Genomic DNA, 16,344 nt, shown 5'->3' on the forward strand with positions numbered 1-16,344 from the left:
CGAGAAAAGCGAGTATGCGACAGTCAGCTTCAGACTCTCAACAAAACCTTGCTCAAAAAATTGAAAAGTGGAAAGCTGGGCTGGCTGACTTAGGACGACGAAATCCTCTCATCAAGTTTCGGCAAGATAGTCCTCGAACTTTAGAAATTCTGACAGAAGAACCAGATTTTATCTTTACAAAGTTAACAGAAGAGAAAAAATCGCTTCGTTTTCTAATGATTGAGAGCGAACATCAAGATATTAATCAGGAGAAAAAACCTAAAGCATTATCAGGAGAAAAAAATCCTCTCGAATTAATTACTCGTCAAAGAGGAGATGAGCAACTAAAGCGGATAAATAAATTGCGTCTTGAGGCGCGACGCTCATTTGAAGAAAGAGGGGTAAACAGCCTATTTCTCGCGTTTGGAACCTTGACTTGGTATGACAAAGATAAGCCAGATGATGCTCTGTTGTCACCACTAATTTTAGTACCTGTAGAGTTAATTAAAGAACCTAGACGAGATGTTTATAAAATATCTCTATTAGATGAAGATGTTGTATTAAATCCAACCCTGACACAAAAGTTAAAGCAAACTTTTGGGATTGAGCTTCCAGAGGGAGAAGCAGTACAAGGAAAAACTTATAGCGAATTAATTACCCAGATTCGCCAACTGTTAGCACAAAAGACATGGCAAATTAAAGAGAATGTATTTCTCTCTCTATTTTCTTATGCAAAGGCTGCAATGGTTCGGGACATTATCGAAAATGAAGCTCTAATTTTTGACCACCCAATTTTGCAAGCTATTAGTGGCGATTTAACTACTTATCAGTCTAATTATAGAGAACCCCTATCTGCATCTGCTCTAGATTCACAAGTTAAACCTGAGCGAATATTTCAAATTCTTGATGCTGACTCTAGCCAGCAAGTCGTAATTGAAGCAGCAAAAGCTGGTTCTAGCTTTGTTGTTCAAGGGCCACCAGGAACAGGTAAAAGTCAAACTATTGTAAATATGATTGCAGAACTGATTGGGGATGGCAAATCAGTTTTATTAGTTGCAGAAAAAGAAACAGCGCTGAGTGTAGTTTATAAGCGCATGGCTGAATGTGGTTTAGACCATATATGTCTTAATCTCCATCACAGTGGTACAACAGATAAGCGGGAGCTTGTAAATAATTTATCGAAAACTATTGAATATCTTAAACAAATTTACGGTGAAGAAAATAATCATCTATTCTTTGAGCGGCTTGTTTCTAGTCGTCAATCGCTAAAATTATATCTGACAAGTTTACACACTAAAGAAAAACCTCTAGATAAATCACCATTTGAGATATTTGGTGAGCTTTTGAAAAAAGAGCGCGAAGCAATTCCCAATATTAATGTTATATTTTCCAATTTTAGCCAATGGAATCCTAGCAGATTACAAGAAGCAAAAGATTTATTAAATCAATTGGCGCAATTTTTACCTTTCTTTAAAGGAGAGAAAACAACTATTTGGGCAAAAAGTTCTCTAAATTCTTATTCTTATGAGATGGAATTGGAAATTACGGAGAAAATAGAGCAATTTCAGCAAGCTATTTTTTTAGTCCAAAAGATTAATCAAGAATTGCAAGAGACTCTCCAAGTTCAACCTTTATTGAATTTAGAGTCTCTAGATAAATGTTATCCAGCTATAGACTACATACGAAAAGCTCCATTAAATCTGCCAGAAAACTGGACTGGAGTAGATATTGCAATTGCTCAGAATGCTTTCACTATTCTGCAAACAGACGTTCAAGAGATTGAAAAGAATAAGCTTTCGCAAGAAGCCGAAAATTTGTTGAGTCGGCTTTCTTCATATCTCCCATTTTTAAGAGGAGAAAAAACAACCATTTGGGCACAAAGTACTTTAAACTCTTGCTCTGAGACTCTAGAGCTAGAAATTAAGAATAAAATCAATAAATTGAAACAAGCAATTTCTTTGATTCAGACAGCTAGCCAACAGCTTCAAATGATTATGAGGATTCAACCCTTATTAAATTTGGAAAATGTAGAAGCTTGCTTTCCTGCTCTTAAGCATATACTGAAAGTTCCAGATAAGTTACCCGAAAATTGGCATGAATTAGATATTTCAACTGCTCAGGATGCCTTCAGTAAGTTGAAAGGGGATATTAAGTTACTAGAAGAAACTGAGACAATTTTAAAACAAAAATATAATCCTGAATTATTCTCTTCAGAATTACCTGCTTTAGCTAACAGATATCAAAAATATAGTCGCTTTTGGTTGATTAGAATTTTTAATCCCCAGTATAGGCGCGATATCAAACTTTTGAAGAAACTAAGCACTAAAGAGGGACAGATTTCTCACAACGAATTAAAACGTGATTTGACACAAGCTGTTCAAATACAAGCCGCACGAAACAAGCTATATCAAAGTAATTACCCAGCCCGGCAGATTTTTGGATCTTTATTTAACCCGGAAGTTTCTCGTGAAGAAGAATTAAAAGCAATTGAACAGTCTTTAAGTTGGTTGACTGGCTTACAAAAGTATTCACTTCCTGCTGAGTCAGCCCAACAGATTGTAAATTCTCCCTCTGGACGGCGTGAACTGAATCAATTAGTTAAGAAACTTGAATCCTTTCCTGAAGATATTAAAGAGGGTATGGATTTCTTATTCTCATACTTTAATGAGAATGATATTATTGGGCAATATGTGCCTCATAATCAAATTTCATTTACTGAACTGGCAACTTTTTTAAATCTAGCTCAATTAGACTTACCAGAATTTCGCCAATGGTTGACATATAAAGAAATATTTGAGCAACTAGAAAATTTAGGAGTCCAAGATTTCTTAGATGCTTTGCGCGACAATAAACCTAATCCTCTTGAGTCTGTACAAAATAGGCTACGTCATATTAACTACCAGCCTCGTCAGGTTTTGGGATCTTTGTTTAATCCAGAAGTTTGTGGTGAAGCAGAGTTAAAAGAAATTGAAAAAGCTTTAAATTGGTTAATTGGCTTACAAAAGTTTTCGCTTTCTGCTGATTCCGTCCAGCGCATTCTAAATTCTCCTTCTAAACGGCGCAGAATGGCTGAATTAGTTGAGGAATATGAGTCAGCCCATCAGAGTATTAGGCAAGGATTAGATTTTCTTTTATCGCACTTTCATGAAAGTGACATTACAGATTATTATTTAACTCGTAATCAAATTACTTTTGTCGAGCTAGAAAGCTTCTTAAGCTTGGCTCAATCTGAATTGTCTTATTTTCAAGAATGGCTGACTTATAAAGAAACTTACCAGAAACTCGAAAATCTGGGAAATAATAAGTTTTTAGATACTTTTCGTGATAATCAAATCCCAACAGAGCAATGGTTTCCAGTTTTAGAACAGCGAATTTATCAAATCTGTCTTGATGCTATTCTTGCCAGAAAGCCTGAATTAAAGAACTTTAATTTGGAAGTACACGAACGACAAATAAAAGAGTTTTCTAAATTAGATTCTACCCAACTAGATACTGCTAGAAAACGTCTAAAGCAGCTTCATGTGCAACGCTGGCAAAACTGGGAAAAGACTTCACTTGCTCTAGCTGAGATACCAAATTTGAAAAAAGAAGCGACTAAAAAAAGCCGACATTTGCCCATCCGTAAACTCCTCAATGATACACAAAAAGGAATACCAAATCTCGTCAAAGCCTTAAAGCCTTGCTGGATGATGAGTCCACTTTCTGTTAGTCAATATATCAATCCAAATGTAGTTCATTTTGATGTTCTCATCTTTGATGAAGCATCTCAGCTTCGGACTGAGGATGTTGTTCCTTCAATTATCCGTTCAAATCAAGTGATTGTGATTGGGGACAATAAACAGCTTCCTCCCACTTCATTCTTTTCAACCGGAGATAGTGAAGAAGATATCGATGATGAGGATGATGAAAGCTATGAAAGCGTTTTGGATGAATGTTCAAAATTTATGTTTGCACACCTGTTGAAATGGCACTATCGCAGTCAGGATGAGCGTTTGATTGCTTTCTCCAACTGTCATTTTTACGGCAACAATTTAGTTACATTTCCAAATCCAGTTCAAAATCCAGATTTGGGAGTTTGGTTTAAGCACGTTTCTGATGGTGTTTACGATCGCGGTAAACGCAGAGATAATCGACGCGAGGCTGAAGTGGTTGCTCAGTTAGCGTTGGAGCATTTTCAACGATTTCCCGAACAATCCCTTGGTATTATTGCTTTTAGCGAAGCCCAAGCCGACGCAATTCGGGAGCAAATTGAGATTTTGGGGAAAGATCACCCCAATCTGGAGACATTTTGCAGTGATAACTCACCCCAGTTTTTTCTCAAAGCACTAGAAAACGTTCAGGGTGATGAGCGAGATGCCATTATACTCAGCGTTGGGTATGCTCGTGATGATCAAGGTAAACTTTCTCTCAACTTTGGCCCCCTGAATCGGCAAGGTGGAGAACGACGACTCAACGTCGCTGTCACGCGAGCAAAAAGTAAAATTACACTCGTTTCTTCCATTGTGGCTGGTGACATCGACAAAACACGCGCTCAAAGTAAAGGTGTAAAATTACTGCATGATTACCTGGAGTATGCAGCCAGTGGTGGAGAAAGACTGCAAGGCAACTCTTACACAGATAAGCTTCACTTTGACTCGCCATTTGAAGAAGATGTTTACCATGCTTTAGTCCAGCAGGGATACACTATCCGCACCCAAGTTGGATGTTCAGGATACCGAATTGACCTTGGTGTAGTCAATAGCGATCGCCCTGGTGAGTTTTTACTGGGAATTGAGTGTGATGGTGCATCTTACCATAGTTCACCTACTGCCAGAGATCGCGATCGCCTCAGACAACAGGTGCTTGAAAGGCTTGGTTGGAAAATTCACCGCATTTGGTCAACAGACTGGTTTCGTAACAAACCTGTTCAAGTTCGTCTGTTGATAGAAAAAATTAAACAACTACAACAAAATAAATAGCTAAAAGGTTCGTCCGCGATCGCTTTTCGATAGGTCTTGCTGTGTTCTGCTATTAAACTAAAAAATAAAAATTTTACATCTTTGGTATTGCCATACTTCCAAAGGTGTATATTTACACTCAGTTTGCATTAAAATATATACCTTATAGATAATTATGCCGATTCAATGGCATGGAGTCACTGCAATGTCAATTGATGAAGTTGAAAACCAACAAAATAATGGTCTAGTTCAACCCTCTACAGACTTAATAGAAAAACTAGTAAAGGCAAAAGACAAGAAAAAAGCTAAAAAATCCAAACGGATTTTTGATGGTAGCACAGAAGTTTTTGCTAAGAAAATTCCCAAAAAGACTTTTGAAACTGAACTAAAGCAACTCCAGATTGAGCTAGTCAAAATGCAATACTGGATTAAGCACACTGGCTATCGGGTTGTCGTCATATTTGAAGGGCGCGATGCAGCCGGCAAAGGAGGAGTAATTAAACGCATTGCCGATCCACTCAATCCTCGTGGCTGTCGTGTAGTTGCACTGGGAACCCCCTCTGATCGCGAGAAAACTCAGTGGTATTTTCAGCGTTACGTGCAACATCTGCCGACAGCAGGCGAAATTGTCCTCTTCGATCGCAGTTGGTACAACCGAGCCGGAGTTGAAAAGGTGATGGGTTTTTGTACTGAAGCAGAATATCAAGAATTCATGCAATCTTGCCCGGAATTTGAACGAATGCTGGTGCGTTCGGGCATTGTTTTAATCAAGTACTGGTTCTCCGTCAGCGATGATGAACAAGAGGAACGCTTTCTCTCTCGCAGTCACGATCCAGCAAGGCGCTGGAAACTCAGCCCAATGGATTTAGAATCACGCGATCGCTGGGTAGAATACTCCAAAGCAAAAGATACCATGTTTGCTTACACAAATATTCCAGAAGCTCCCTGGTTTACCATTGAAGCAGATAATAAAAGACGGGCGCGGCTCAACTGCATTCATCATTTGTTGAGCAAAGTTCCTTACGAAGATATGACCCCGCCTCCCTTAGAGCTTCCGTCTAGACCTGTGGCTGAGGATTATGTTCGCGCTCCCCGCAATGAGCAGTTTTTTGTCCCTCAAGTGTATTAGGCAACATCACTTTTGTGTAGCAACTTCTCACTAATAATTGAATATAGCGAGAAGTCGAAAGCTTTGTGCAAACGTTATCTATGGGTGTTGCATAGACACCGACTCCTGTGGAGAATCCGAATTTTGATAATAAATTCTTCTTACAACACTTTTTAAGTTAGACCTAATGACTGACACAGACTCGTCAAATATACGTAAAAAAACAGCACTACTCAGATTATTAACAGCTTTCAAGCGAAGGCTCAATGAACAAATTAAACTTTGTCAAAGTATTGTTTTTGCATATGGCACAGTTGACGCAATTAAGGAGAATGATTTTTCTCAAGAGTATGTTGTACATGATTATGTATTTTACTGTTTTACCAAAGCATGTAAAAGTTTGATAGCTGTATCAATTCTCCTTGAGAATCAACTACCTGAAGATGCGATGAGCTTATTACGTAGCGTCTATGAAAACTATCTGCACATCATATATGTGATCCAAAATCCAGAGAATATAGACGATTTTGTGCATAAAAAAATTGGTCTTTATACAGGGCGCTTACAGCACTCAGTTTCTCAAAAAGGACGAAAGTTATCAAATCAAGTTATAGATACTGAAACTGGCGAAACTTTACCCTATGGTGTAGGTATATCAACTTTAGTTTCTCGAAGCAAGTATAAGTATGATCAAGCAATTCATACAATCATGTTTCCATTCCTGAGTGAGCATACTCACCCTAATATGGTTGCTTCTGGCAATTATCGAGAGGATCATGACATACATTATTCCTATTGGAAAGCCTCAAACACTTTGCAGGCTAGGTTTTTTGCCCTTTACATAAGTACACTAATTTTAAGTGAGTCATTAACTTTTGAAGCATTAGTTGAAGTCAAAGAAATCAAATATGAGTGCCGTCAAAGTATGAAGCTATGCAAGCGATTTCTAACTCTAATGGAGTTTCCAAATCAGTTTTACAGTTTACCAAATGATATACAAAATAGGCTCACTGAACTAACTGATCATTTGAGTCGGCGTGAGCGTTGCTATTTGAAGCCATACACCTAATTGTTATGTGCTTCAATTTCGTTGACACATGATTGCGATGTCTACGACGGGCTGCGCCTACGCACTATCTCGTAAAGTAGTTTTAATCAACGTGCAATCATCGGGATTTGGGCAAAGTACACGGATTGTTGATTGAGGATTGGACGGTTTAATGCGACACCGAACAGCCCGTCGTAGACATCGCCTAGTTTATTGTTGAGTGAGGGCGATCGCAACAATAGTCTAGTTCTTATCCATCTCACACACAATCTCTAAATATGCAGTGGCGTGTTGTCGAGTTGGGGCGATGCAGCTCGCATTGATGATAAATTAACAAGCATTGTTTTGGATGTTCAAAGATCAGTGCTAAACTACACTGAGTCTTATGAGAATAGGTTGACAAATAAGGAAGGTTGGCAATTGAAGGAATTTGATAAACCCATTCTACAGGCAAGTCTCAACATTGTTGAGAAGACCAGATCCAACCTATTTGCTTGGCGTGGTCAGTTTTCGCCACAGCTTATTGAAGTCATATTAAGTTCATATTGTCTACCTAACTCAGTTATTCTTGATCCTTTTGCAGGTAGTGGAACTGTTTTATTAGAGGCGGGTACTTTCATATTTGAGGCATATGGTTTTGAAATTAATCCAGCAGCTTGGATTCTTAGCAGAACATATGAGTTCATAAACAATTCTCAAAGAACAGAGGTTATCAAAAAGGTTCGAGATAAAATAGATAGAGAATTTTCGGTCAAAATATTTGAAAATAGTAGTCCAGATTTAGCAGAGATTGTCAGAGACATCAAAAGTGAATTAGATGAAGAATCAATAAAAATATTTGATGCTTTAGTGATTCTTATTGACATTGCAAACAATAGTATTACTAATGATTTTATCCAAACTAAGCTCACTGATTTAATCAACGTAATTGAAAAGTTCCCTTATTCAGAAAGACAAATAAGAGTTGGTTTATCTGATGCTCGTTGTCTCCCTCTTAAAGACAATCAGATAGATTTTGTTGTGACATCTCCACCTTACATAAATGTATTTAACTATCATCAGAACTACCGGAAATCTGCTGAGATTTTAGGATGGGATTTATTAAAGATAGCAAAATCGGAAATTGGGTCTAACAGAGCTAATAGAGGAAATCGCTTCTATACAGTAGTGCAATACTGCCTAGATATGGCTGATATTCTAAGAGAGCTTTCAAGAGTGACTAAATATGATGCTCGAATCATATTTGTTGTAGGACACGAATCAAATGTTCTTGAAGTGCCTTTTTACAACGCTGATATTATTGAAAACCTTGCTGTAAAATCGGGTCTTTTTCAAAAAGTTTTGAGACAAAATAGAAAATTTAAAAATAAATTTGGGAAAATTATTAGAGAAGAAATAATTAATTTTCGCAACTTAAAATATAAATGTCATAGGGAAATAACTGAACAAATTGCAAGAGAAATAGCATTTGAGGTACTGAATAATGGTCTTACTTTGGTTTCTTCAAAAAACATTAAATATTTAGAAGATGCAATTGAAAAAGCTCAGGACATTGGAAAAACTATTACATTAGATAAGAAATACCATATCTATCAACCGTATCAGTCTGTCCCAGTAGCAAATCCTACACCTTCCAAATAGATCCAAGCTATGCCTGAACTCTCTCGTCCTCATTACACAAAACTAACAGCATGTCTCAAGAACCCTCGGCTACCTGGATCTGATAAAGAACGGTTAGAAGAAGCTACTAGAAAATACCATGAGTGGATCGCTGAGCTGGAGGCAATTGAGCGTGGTCAAACAGATACAGTAGAAAAATTAGTTGAAGCTACTAACCGATATAAACGTTTTATTGAGCTTGACCTAATATTTGATAGCTCAGACAATTTTTTGTATAGGCAAAAGGGTCAGCTAAAACTAGATAATACAATCTTAGAAGAATTCTTACCACAAGTGGTTTACCGTAGTTTAAGAGGAATAGATGATTCTTTTGAACTAGGCCCAAGAAATACGTTTTCTGGACTGAGTTTCTTATCTTCTATTGGTAATCTTGGTCAAGGTGGTGAACCGAGCATTAGAACTAAGGATCAAGATTTTATACTTGGCAAAAAGCTATATCTAAAATCATCTTTTGATCCAGAATTTAAAGATTACAAGTTGATTGAGTCACATCTGGGATATGTGTGCGCGGAATGCAAGACCAATCTAGATAAGGCGATGTTTCAAGAAGCGGTGGCAACAAGTAGAGATTTAAAAATAGCTGTTCCTGGATCTTTATATTTCCTGATTTGTGAATTTCTTGATATGACACCAATCTCAATAATTTCAACTCAAATTGATCACGTTTTGATTGTGCGGAAAAGTAAGCGTATGTCTTCTAATATTAGACAAGAATATCGAACACCAAATGAAAGACAGCTTCATAGGCAGGAATATGTGGATTTTTTGGATTCTTCTAAGTACCACCATGATGTGTTTCAAAGAATGATCGATAAGATCCAAACTCTAATTGACGATACAAGTCCATCAATGGAAAATGTTTTAAATCAGGGGCATTTCTAGAAGCTTGCATACTTGGATGACTCGCTGCTTCATTCAGTTCCTAAACCTTCAAGATATTGTTTGTTCGTCGCCAAATCACCGGGGCCACCATCAACACAACCAGCAAATTGTTGAGCTGCTTCCAAAAATGAAATAGGCTCAATTTGTTCAATGGTTGTATTTTTTGTTGCTAGCTGACTTTGCAGAAACTCAATAAAATCTAAGACCTCTTGTTGCTTATCTGGTGGGAGCGATCGCATTTTTTCAGTAGCAGTTTGTATAATACTCAAGAGAACCTCCAGACGTTATTTATACGTCTTTTTCGCGTCCAATCACTTTAGTTTAGCAGGCTAACACTTTCTGGAGCAAACGAACAAAACATCCTAGTGTGGATGCAAATTTGATCTGGTGTTGTCCAATTTAACCGATCGCACCATTTAATCTAAAAAATCGTCATTATAAATAGTCTTTCATTTTACAGTTATTCTTTGAGCAAAATGCAAGCAAAATCTAAAAACTAGACTGCATAAGAGTTATACTATCCAAAGCATCAAAACAGATTGTTCCTAAATAACCCTGCAACTTGCATTTAGGCTAGAAATAGGCTCTTTTTTCTCTCGCCGCAAGAAAACCTTGCATTATATGATGTTGAGGAGCGATCGCTAGGTTCGGAGTAATCCCAAGAGTGCATTTGACGGAAAGGAAGACCCATCTTTTGGAAGACGTACTTCTCTTTCACACCAGAAGCTACTAGGTCAGGCTTCAGCGCTTTGATAAATTCCTCGAATTCGTAAGCGGTAACGTCGTCATAAACGATGGTGCCGTTTTCGATGTAGTGAGTGGTACGTTTGTAATCGTCATTATGAGCGAACTCATAACCTGTACCAATCATCTTCATGCCCAAGTCTAGGAAAGCTGGGACAACGTGGCGAGGACGTAGACCACCAACCATGATGGCAACGGTCTTACCATCCAAACGGGGGCGGTACTTAGCAATTACCGCATCCATTGTGGGCTGATACTTGGCGATAACTTTCTCAGCGTTTGCTTGGATTGTTTCGTCAAACTTGGAAGCGATTTCCCGTAAAGATTCAGCAATCTTGGTGGGGCCGAAGAAATTGTATTCCAACCAGGGTATACCATAAGCTTCTTCCATGTGACGGCTGATGTAGTTCATCGACCGGTAACAGTGGATGAGGTTCATCTTCACATTGGGGGTCATCAACATTTCGTTGATGGTGCCATCACCTGACCACTGAGCGACTACGCGCAAGCCGATTTCTTCTAACAGGATGCGGCTAGCCCAAGCATCTCCACCGATGTTGTAGTCACCAATGATGGCTACATCATAAGGAGTACCTTCAAACTGAAGTGTACCGTCTTTTTTCGCTTGGTCTGCTCTGGTGAAAACCCAGTCACGAACCATGTCGTTAGCGATGTGGTGTCCCAAAGATTGAGAAACACCCCGGAAGCCTTCGCAACGAACGGGTACAACTGGCTTGCCGATTTCTTTCGATGTTTTCCGAGCTACTGCTTCGATGTCATCCCCAATTAGACCGATGGGGCATTCAGATTGAATGGAAACACCACGGTTGAGTGGGAAAAGTACATCAAGTTCTTGGATGAGCTTGGTAAGTTTCTTGTCACCACCAAAAACGATATCTCGTTCTTGGAAGTCAGAGGTGAAGTGCATGGTACCAAAGGTGTCAATACCTGTGGTGCCGATGTAGTAGTTACGACGACCAGACCAAGACCAGTAACCGCAACCTACAGGCCCGTGGCTGATATGGATCATGTCCTTAATAGGACCCCAAACCACACCTTTAGAACCGGCGTAAGCACAACCACGAGCGGTCATTACCCCAGGAAGGGATTTGATGTTAGACTTAACGCCGCAATCGGCCTTACCTTCTTCGTATACGCCTAAGTGCTTTTCCCGTTTTTTCTTAGCTTTGTCGGGGTAAGCTTCTAGAACTTCTTTAATTAGTTCTTTTCTTTCTTCGATGATGTTTTGATTTTCTGGAGGTGTCATATTTAGCCTCTGTGACTCGTAAGGATCGGGGCATAGGGGGACTAGGAGTCCCCTCTAAGATTAGGGGGGAGATGCAAAGGAGAGGATAAAAGGGAAGATATGAAACTCTTCCTTTTTCCTTGTGCTAAAGCGTTATTTATTAGCAGCGAATTATACTACAGGAGCTTCAGCAGCACTCTTACCAACTAGCATTGCGGTATTTTCGTCGCTTTCGAGGATACCGAATTCAATCAACAATTCTTCTAGTTCTTCCATTTCGATGGGTGTAGGAATAGCTAGATTCTTGTTGTCGATAATTTTTTGAGCCAATGTCCGGTATTCGTTAGCTTGGTTGCTTTCTGGTGCGTACTCGTTAACTGTCATCCGGCGCAATTCTGCGTGTTGAACGATGTTGTCACGGGGTACGAAGTGAATCATTTGGGTGTTCAACCGTTTTGCCAAGGTTTCGATTAGTTCGATTTCCCGGTCAGTGTTACGGCTGTTACAAATCAAACCACCCAAACGCACGCCACCTGTGTGTGCATATTTAAGAACACCACGAGCGATGTTGTTAGCAGCATACATCGCCATCATTTCACCTGATGTTACGATGTAGATTTCTTGTGCCTTGCCTTCACGGATAGGCATTGCGAAACCACCGCACACAACGTCACCTAATACGTCGTAAGATACGAAGTCTAGGTTTTGGTAAGCACCATTTTCTTCTAAGAAGTTGATGGCGGTGATGATACCACGACCGGCGCAACCTACACCGGGTTCTGGCCCACCAGATTCTACGCAACGAACGTCACGGAAACCGGTTAACATTACTTCTTCGAGTTCGATATCTTCTACTGCACCACGTTCTGCGGCGAGGTGAAGAACGGTTGTTTGAGCCTTGCTGTGCAGCATCAAACGGGTGGAGTCAGCTTTAGGGTCGCAACCGACGATGAGGATGCGTTGACCCATTTCTGCCATAGCTGCCAAAGTGTTTTGGGAAGTGGTAGATTTACCGATACCGCCCTTACCGTAGAAAGCTATCTGTCTAATGTTTTCGTCAGTCATTGTTCGTGTTTCCCTGCAATTGGTTGGTTGGTGGGTCTGTGCGTTTGTCAGTTGCGTTCACGCCAGTTGAGCGACAGTAGTGAGCGCGTGTAGAGCATCGTTGGTAGCGTTGGCATAAATGCCTGCTGGGGGCGATCGCTCCACAGCCAAAATTATTGACAGTAAGTTCATCGATCTTCCTCGTTAAAATTTTTTTCTTTTGATTTTTTGTCCTTTGTCCTTTGTCATTTGTTTTGACAAAGAACAAAGAAAATTACGCGATTTACAAATACGTCATAATGTGTTTCAGCTTGCAAGATTCAATAGGACTTGATGTTGTTATTTGTCAACAATCAATGCATAAGTCCTATTACTTGTTCAAAATAGCACCCTTCATATTTGTGACGCGATCTAGTGCAGCTTTGGTGTCTTCTGCTGACACTCCACGCACAGCCATTGCTTCACCGAGATGCTTGGCGATCGCATCGAAGTGTGGTTGCTGTAGGTTCATTCCAGCGTGGGTTTTGTCCATTGGACGACCGCCGTATTGCTTTGGCCCTTCAAATATTTGAGCTAAGAAAGCAACTAGATGATTACGTTGCTTTGCCATGTCTGTACCAGCAAAAATCGGATTGAGGAGGCTGTCTGCGGCAATGCGTTTGTGGAGTTCATCTACTACTTGTTCAATAGCTGGTTGTCCACCAATGTTGTCGTACAATGTGCTCATATCCTGTTCCTTTGAAGCGAGTTGGATGATGAAATTTGCAAGTAGGCGCTTAATCTTTTTGCCTATATGCTGTTAGCCGTCATAGCTAATTTAGCTATCGGTTGTCGGTAGGATTGAAGCATTGATGTGGAGACAATTATATGGTTCAAATCCTACTTTCTGTTCCTGGCTGAATGCATATTAGAGCGTATTTGTAGAATACGTTAAGTCCTACAGCAATTCCTAAACTGCTTCGACTACAAGGCTCTTGCTGACACGATCTTGTAATCTGGCTTCGATCGCAATTTTCAGAGTTGCTGTACTACTAGAACAGGAACCGCAAGCACCTTGCAGTACAACTTTAACGCGATCGCCTTCGACATCATAGAGTTCTACATCTCCCCCGTCTGCAATGAGTACGGGTCTGACTTCTTCATCAAGAACCTTTTGAATTAGAGCAATCTTTTGGACGTTTGTTAGCGCTCGTTCCTTAGATGTAACAATTTCTGTGGCAACTTTTACGCCGTAATTGTTGAGAGCAGGTGAGGCGTATTCCTGTTGAACTGATCTAATAATATCATCAATGTTCGCCAGACAGGAACCGCATCCGCCACCAGCTTTTACATAATTTGTTACTTGCTCGGCATCCGTAAGATGATTTTCTAGAATCACGCGACGAATCTTAGACTCGCTGATGCCAAAGCAACTGCAAACTAATGCACCTTCATCATCATCATCGTGGGTAGCTAGAGGTATGCCACGATAATTATAGATAGCGGCTTCTAGCGCTTCTTGTCCCATAACAGAGCAATGCATCTTTGCTTCTGGTAAACCACCCAGGTAATCTGCAATGTCTTTATTGGACACTTTCAAAGCTTCATCTAAGGTTAAACCTTTGACCATTTCGGTTAATGCGCTAGAAGATGCGATCGCACTAGTACAACCAAAGGTTTGAAAGCGAGCATCTAGAATCTTATCAGATTCTACTTCCACTTTCAGGTGCAATCTCAGAGCATCGCCGCAAGCAATGCTACCGATTTCGCCCGTTGCAACCTTAACTCCAGCTTCGCCCGTTTCTTCAATTTCTCCCTGATTCTTGGGATCGTAAAACAGTTCTAATACTTTATCAGTGTAGTCCCACATATTTAGTGTTGAGTAATGAGTGCTGTTAGCGGTAGCGGGGCGTTTAGCCCGTGCTGAGTGGGGAGTAGGAAGTAGAGAATAGTAAATTCTTATTCTCTATTCCCTATTCCCTAATTAACGATGCGCTAGTGCTTGTTCTTGTCCTTGCAACCAACCTGCTTCATCATTTTTGAAGGGTGAGAGGGCGCGTAAACGTTCCACAATACTGGGCATTACCTCTATGACTTGATCGATTTCGGCTTCAGTGGTGTAGCGACAAAGACTGAAGCGAATTGAACCGTGCAAAGTTGTGTAGGGTAAGCCCATTGCCCGCAGGACGTGGGAAGGTTCCAGAGAACCGGAGGTGCAAGCAGAACCGGATGATGCACAGATACCGTATTTGTTCAATAACAGTAGAATTGCTTCACCTTCAATATACTTGAAGCCGATATTTGTGGTGTTTGGCAATCTCTGCGTAACGTCACCGTTAACGACACAATCGGGAATTGTAGCTAGTAAAGTTTGTTCGAGGCGATCGCGGAGCTTTCTTTCTTTTGCGATCGCTTCTTCTAAGTGTAACAGTTCTAGTTCCGCAGCTTTGCCCAAGGCGATAATTGCTGGAACATTCTCAGTTCCCGCCCTCCGTCCGCGTTCTTGGTGTCCCCCAAGAATGAAGGGACGGAACCGAACCCCGCGCCGGATATATAAAGCACCAATTCCTTTGGGACCGTGCAGCTTATGACCAGACAGAGTTAACATATCGATGGTGCTAGTCTTCATATTTAAGGGGATTTTTCCCACTGCTTGCACCGCATCTACATGGAAGATAGCGCCAGATTCTTTGACGCGCAACCCAATTTGCTCAATCGGGAAAACCGTGCCGGTTTCGTTATTAGCATACATAATTGTCACCAAGGCGGTGTTACCCGTCAAGGAAGCTTCTAGTTCATCTAGATCGAGCTGCCCTTGATTATTTACTGATAGATAGGTAACACTATAACCTTGGGTTTCTAATTGTTTGCAGACATTGAGTACTGCTGGATGTTCTACTTGAGTAGTGACGATGTGTCGCTTTTCTGGTTGCGCTAACAGTGCGGCTCGAATTGCGGCGTTATCTCCCTCAGTTCCACAACTTGTGTAGACAATTTCTGACTCATCGGCTCCCAGGATAGCTGCAAGTTGTTCTCTTGCTGTTCTCACTGCTTTACCAACTTGCCCACCAAAGGTATGCATACTGGAGGGATTGCCGTAATAATCCGTCAGGTAAGGTAGCATTACCTCTATAACTTCTGGGTCTACCTTAGTGGTGGCATTATTATCGAGATAGATGCAGTTATTTTGCATTGTTGTCTTCAATTAAGAATTACGAATTATTTAAGCTTCTGTTGCCATTTTTTGGGGTTGGCGCTTTTGCAACTGTTCCGAGTATTTCTGGGAATAGCAGTTAAACCAACGTTCCCAGTAATCTTGTTTATTTGTTAATTTAGCGACTACACGGTTGTAATTAGCAAACCAGCCTTCCCAGTAATCGCTAGGCTGCTTAATGCAACCGTCGCAGGTGGGACAACCAGCTTTACACTGAGGCACGGTATGAATGCTACCAACACAGTTTGTACAAAGTTCAGAGTCAATCCAGTGCTGTCCATCAACCACTTTAACTGCATTTGTGGGACATACCGTTAGACAGAGATTGCAGGAAATACACTGGCTAGTAAGAATTTTGTAAGCCATGATTTATTCTCCTTTTTTGGGAATGGGGCAGTGGGCAAGTGGGCATTGAGGATTGGGTTTAGGGTAAGGCATTAGGGATAATTCTTGTCCCATGCCCTATGCCCCTTGCCCCATGCC

The 16,344-nt window shown here is 40.4% G+C and carries 13 protein-coding genes; 5 read left to right on the forward strand and 8 right to left on the reverse strand.

Annotation, left to right across the window (positions count from 1 at the left end; translation table 11 throughout):
• Positions 1–14 precede the first annotated feature (14 nt).
• From HWQ43_RS09540 to HWQ43_RS09550, 3 genes are all read left to right on the forward strand, one after another.
• Positions 15–4,937: a DUF4011 domain-containing protein gene (locus tag HWQ43_RS09540; protein WP_292732397.1), complete on the forward strand. Its 4,923-nt coding sequence runs from the start codon at positions 15–17 to the stop codon at positions 4,935–4,937.
• Between the two features lie 154 nt (positions 4,938–5,091).
• A complete protein-coding gene (gene ppk2 / locus HWQ43_RS09545) occupies positions 5,092–6,045 on the forward strand; it encodes a polyphosphate kinase 2 (protein ID WP_292732399.1) in 954 nt (317 codons plus the stop codon).
• A 166-nt stretch (positions 6,046–6,211) separates the two neighbouring features.
• The gene (locus HWQ43_RS09550) at positions 6,212–7,093 is read left to right on the forward strand and encodes a DUF5677 domain-containing protein (RefSeq protein ID WP_292732401.1); all 882 of its coding nucleotides are present in this window, start codon (positions 6,212–6,214) and stop codon (positions 7,091–7,093) included.
• A gap of 86 nt (positions 7,094–7,179) precedes the next feature.
• On the opposite strand, the gene HWQ43_RS09555 is transcribed toward HWQ43_RS09550, so the two are convergent.
• On the reverse strand, positions 7,180–7,335 hold the full coding sequence (locus HWQ43_RS09555; RefSeq protein ID WP_292732403.1) for a hypothetical protein: 156 nt from the start codon (positions 7,333–7,335) through the stop codon (positions 7,180–7,182).
• Positions 7,336–7,360: 25 nt separating this feature from the next.
• Here HWQ43_RS09555 and HWQ43_RS09560 point away from each other — a divergent pair, with 25 nt between their 5' ends.
• Both HWQ43_RS09560 and HWQ43_RS09565 read left to right on the forward strand, forming a co-directional pair.
• On the forward strand, positions 7,361–8,713 hold the full coding sequence (locus HWQ43_RS09560) for a DNA methyltransferase (RefSeq protein ID WP_292732404.1): 1,353 nt from the start codon (positions 7,361–7,363) through the stop codon (positions 8,711–8,713).
• A gap of 9 nt (positions 8,714–8,722) precedes the next feature.
• A complete protein-coding gene (locus tag HWQ43_RS09565) occupies positions 8,723–9,634 on the forward strand; it encodes a Bpu10I family restriction endonuclease (protein WP_292732405.1) in 912 nt (303 codons plus the stop codon).
• A gap of 29 nt (positions 9,635–9,663) precedes the next feature.
• Here HWQ43_RS09565 and HWQ43_RS09570 read toward each other — a convergent pair whose 3' ends face one another.
• The 7 genes from HWQ43_RS09570 to HWQ43_RS09600 all read right to left on the reverse strand — a co-directional run bounded on the left by HWQ43_RS09570 (position 9,664) and on the right by HWQ43_RS09600 (position 16,227).
• Positions 9,664–9,903 carry a DUF2281 domain-containing protein gene (locus tag HWQ43_RS09570; RefSeq protein WP_292732407.1) on the reverse strand — a complete coding sequence of 80 codons (240 nt, stop codon included), beginning with the start codon at positions 9,901–9,903 and terminating at the stop codon, positions 9,664–9,666.
• 299 nt (positions 9,904–10,202) lie between these two features.
• Positions 10,203–11,645: a nitrogenase molybdenum-iron protein alpha chain gene (gene nifD, locus HWQ43_RS09575; protein ID WP_292732409.1), complete on the reverse strand. Its 1,443-nt coding sequence runs from the start codon at positions 11,643–11,645 to the stop codon at positions 10,203–10,205.
• 150 nt (positions 11,646–11,795) lie between these two features.
• On the reverse strand, positions 11,796–12,689 hold the full coding sequence (gene nifH / locus HWQ43_RS09580; RefSeq protein ID WP_190730906.1) for a nitrogenase iron protein: 894 nt from the start codon (positions 12,687–12,689) through the stop codon (positions 11,796–11,798).
• Positions 12,690–13,038: 349 nt separating this feature from the next.
• Positions 13,039–13,395 (reverse strand): group 1 truncated hemoglobin, encoded by a 357-nt coding sequence (locus HWQ43_RS09585; protein ID WP_104898466.1) that lies wholly within the window; start codon positions 13,393–13,395, stop codon positions 13,039–13,041.
• Between the two features lie 222 nt (positions 13,396–13,617).
• Complete coding sequence (gene nifU, locus HWQ43_RS09590) at positions 13,618–14,517, reverse strand: Fe-S cluster assembly protein NifU (protein WP_094349931.1); 900 nt, start codon at positions 14,515–14,517, stop codon at positions 13,618–13,620.
• A gap of 114 nt (positions 14,518–14,631) precedes the next feature.
• Positions 14,632–15,840 carry a cysteine desulfurase NifS gene (gene nifS, locus HWQ43_RS09595; protein ID WP_292732414.1) on the reverse strand — a complete coding sequence of 403 codons (1,209 nt, stop codon included), beginning with the start codon at positions 15,838–15,840 and terminating at the stop codon, positions 14,632–14,634.
• Positions 15,841–15,870: 30 nt separating this feature from the next.
• Positions 15,871–16,227, reverse strand: a complete 357-nt coding sequence (locus tag HWQ43_RS09600; RefSeq protein ID WP_292732416.1) for a 4Fe-4S binding protein — start codon at positions 16,225–16,227, stop codon at positions 15,871–15,873.
• Positions 16,228–16,344: the final 117 nt, after the last annotated feature.

Source organism: Nostoc sp. JL31 (assembly GCF_017114965.1).
GTDB lineage: Bacteria > Cyanobacteriota > Cyanobacteriia > Cyanobacteriales > Nostocaceae > Nostoc > Nostoc punctiforme_A.

What these genes read in the sequence shown, in the direction of transcription:
- HWQ43_RS09565 (WP_292732405.1), top strand. Translation starts at nt 8,723, where the DNA reads ATGCCTGAACTCTCTCGTCCTCATTACACAAAACTAACAGCATGTCTC.
- HWQ43_RS09600 (WP_292732416.1), bottom strand. Translation starts at nt 16,227, where the DNA reads ATGGCTTACAAAATTCTTACTAGCCAGTGTATTTCCTGCAATCTCTGT.
- HWQ43_RS09540 (WP_292732397.1), top strand. Translation starts at nt 15, where the DNA reads ATGCGACAGTCAGCTTCAGACTCTCAACAAAACCTTGCTCAAAAAATT.
- nifS (WP_292732414.1), bottom strand. Translation starts at nt 15,840, where the DNA reads ATGCAAAATAACTGCATCTATCTCGATAATAATGCCACCACTAAGGTA.
- ppk2 (WP_292732399.1), top strand. Translation starts at nt 5,092, where the DNA reads ATGCCGATTCAATGGCATGGAGTCACTGCAATGTCAATTGATGAAGTT.
- nifH (WP_190730906.1), bottom strand. Translation starts at nt 12,689, where the DNA reads ATGACTGACGAAAACATTAGACAGATAGCTTTCTACGGTAAGGGCGGT.
- HWQ43_RS09585 (WP_104898466.1), bottom strand. Translation starts at nt 13,395, where the DNA reads ATGAGCACATTGTACGACAACATTGGTGGACAACCAGCTATTGAACAA.
- nifU (WP_094349931.1), bottom strand. Translation starts at nt 14,517, where the DNA reads ATGTGGGACTACACTGATAAAGTATTAGAACTGTTTTACGATCCCAAG.
- HWQ43_RS09550 (WP_292732401.1), top strand. Translation starts at nt 6,212, where the DNA reads ATGACTGACACAGACTCGTCAAATATACGTAAAAAAACAGCACTACTC.
- nifD (WP_292732409.1), bottom strand. Translation starts at nt 11,645, where the DNA reads ATGACACCTCCAGAAAATCAAAACATCATCGAAGAAAGAAAAGAACTA.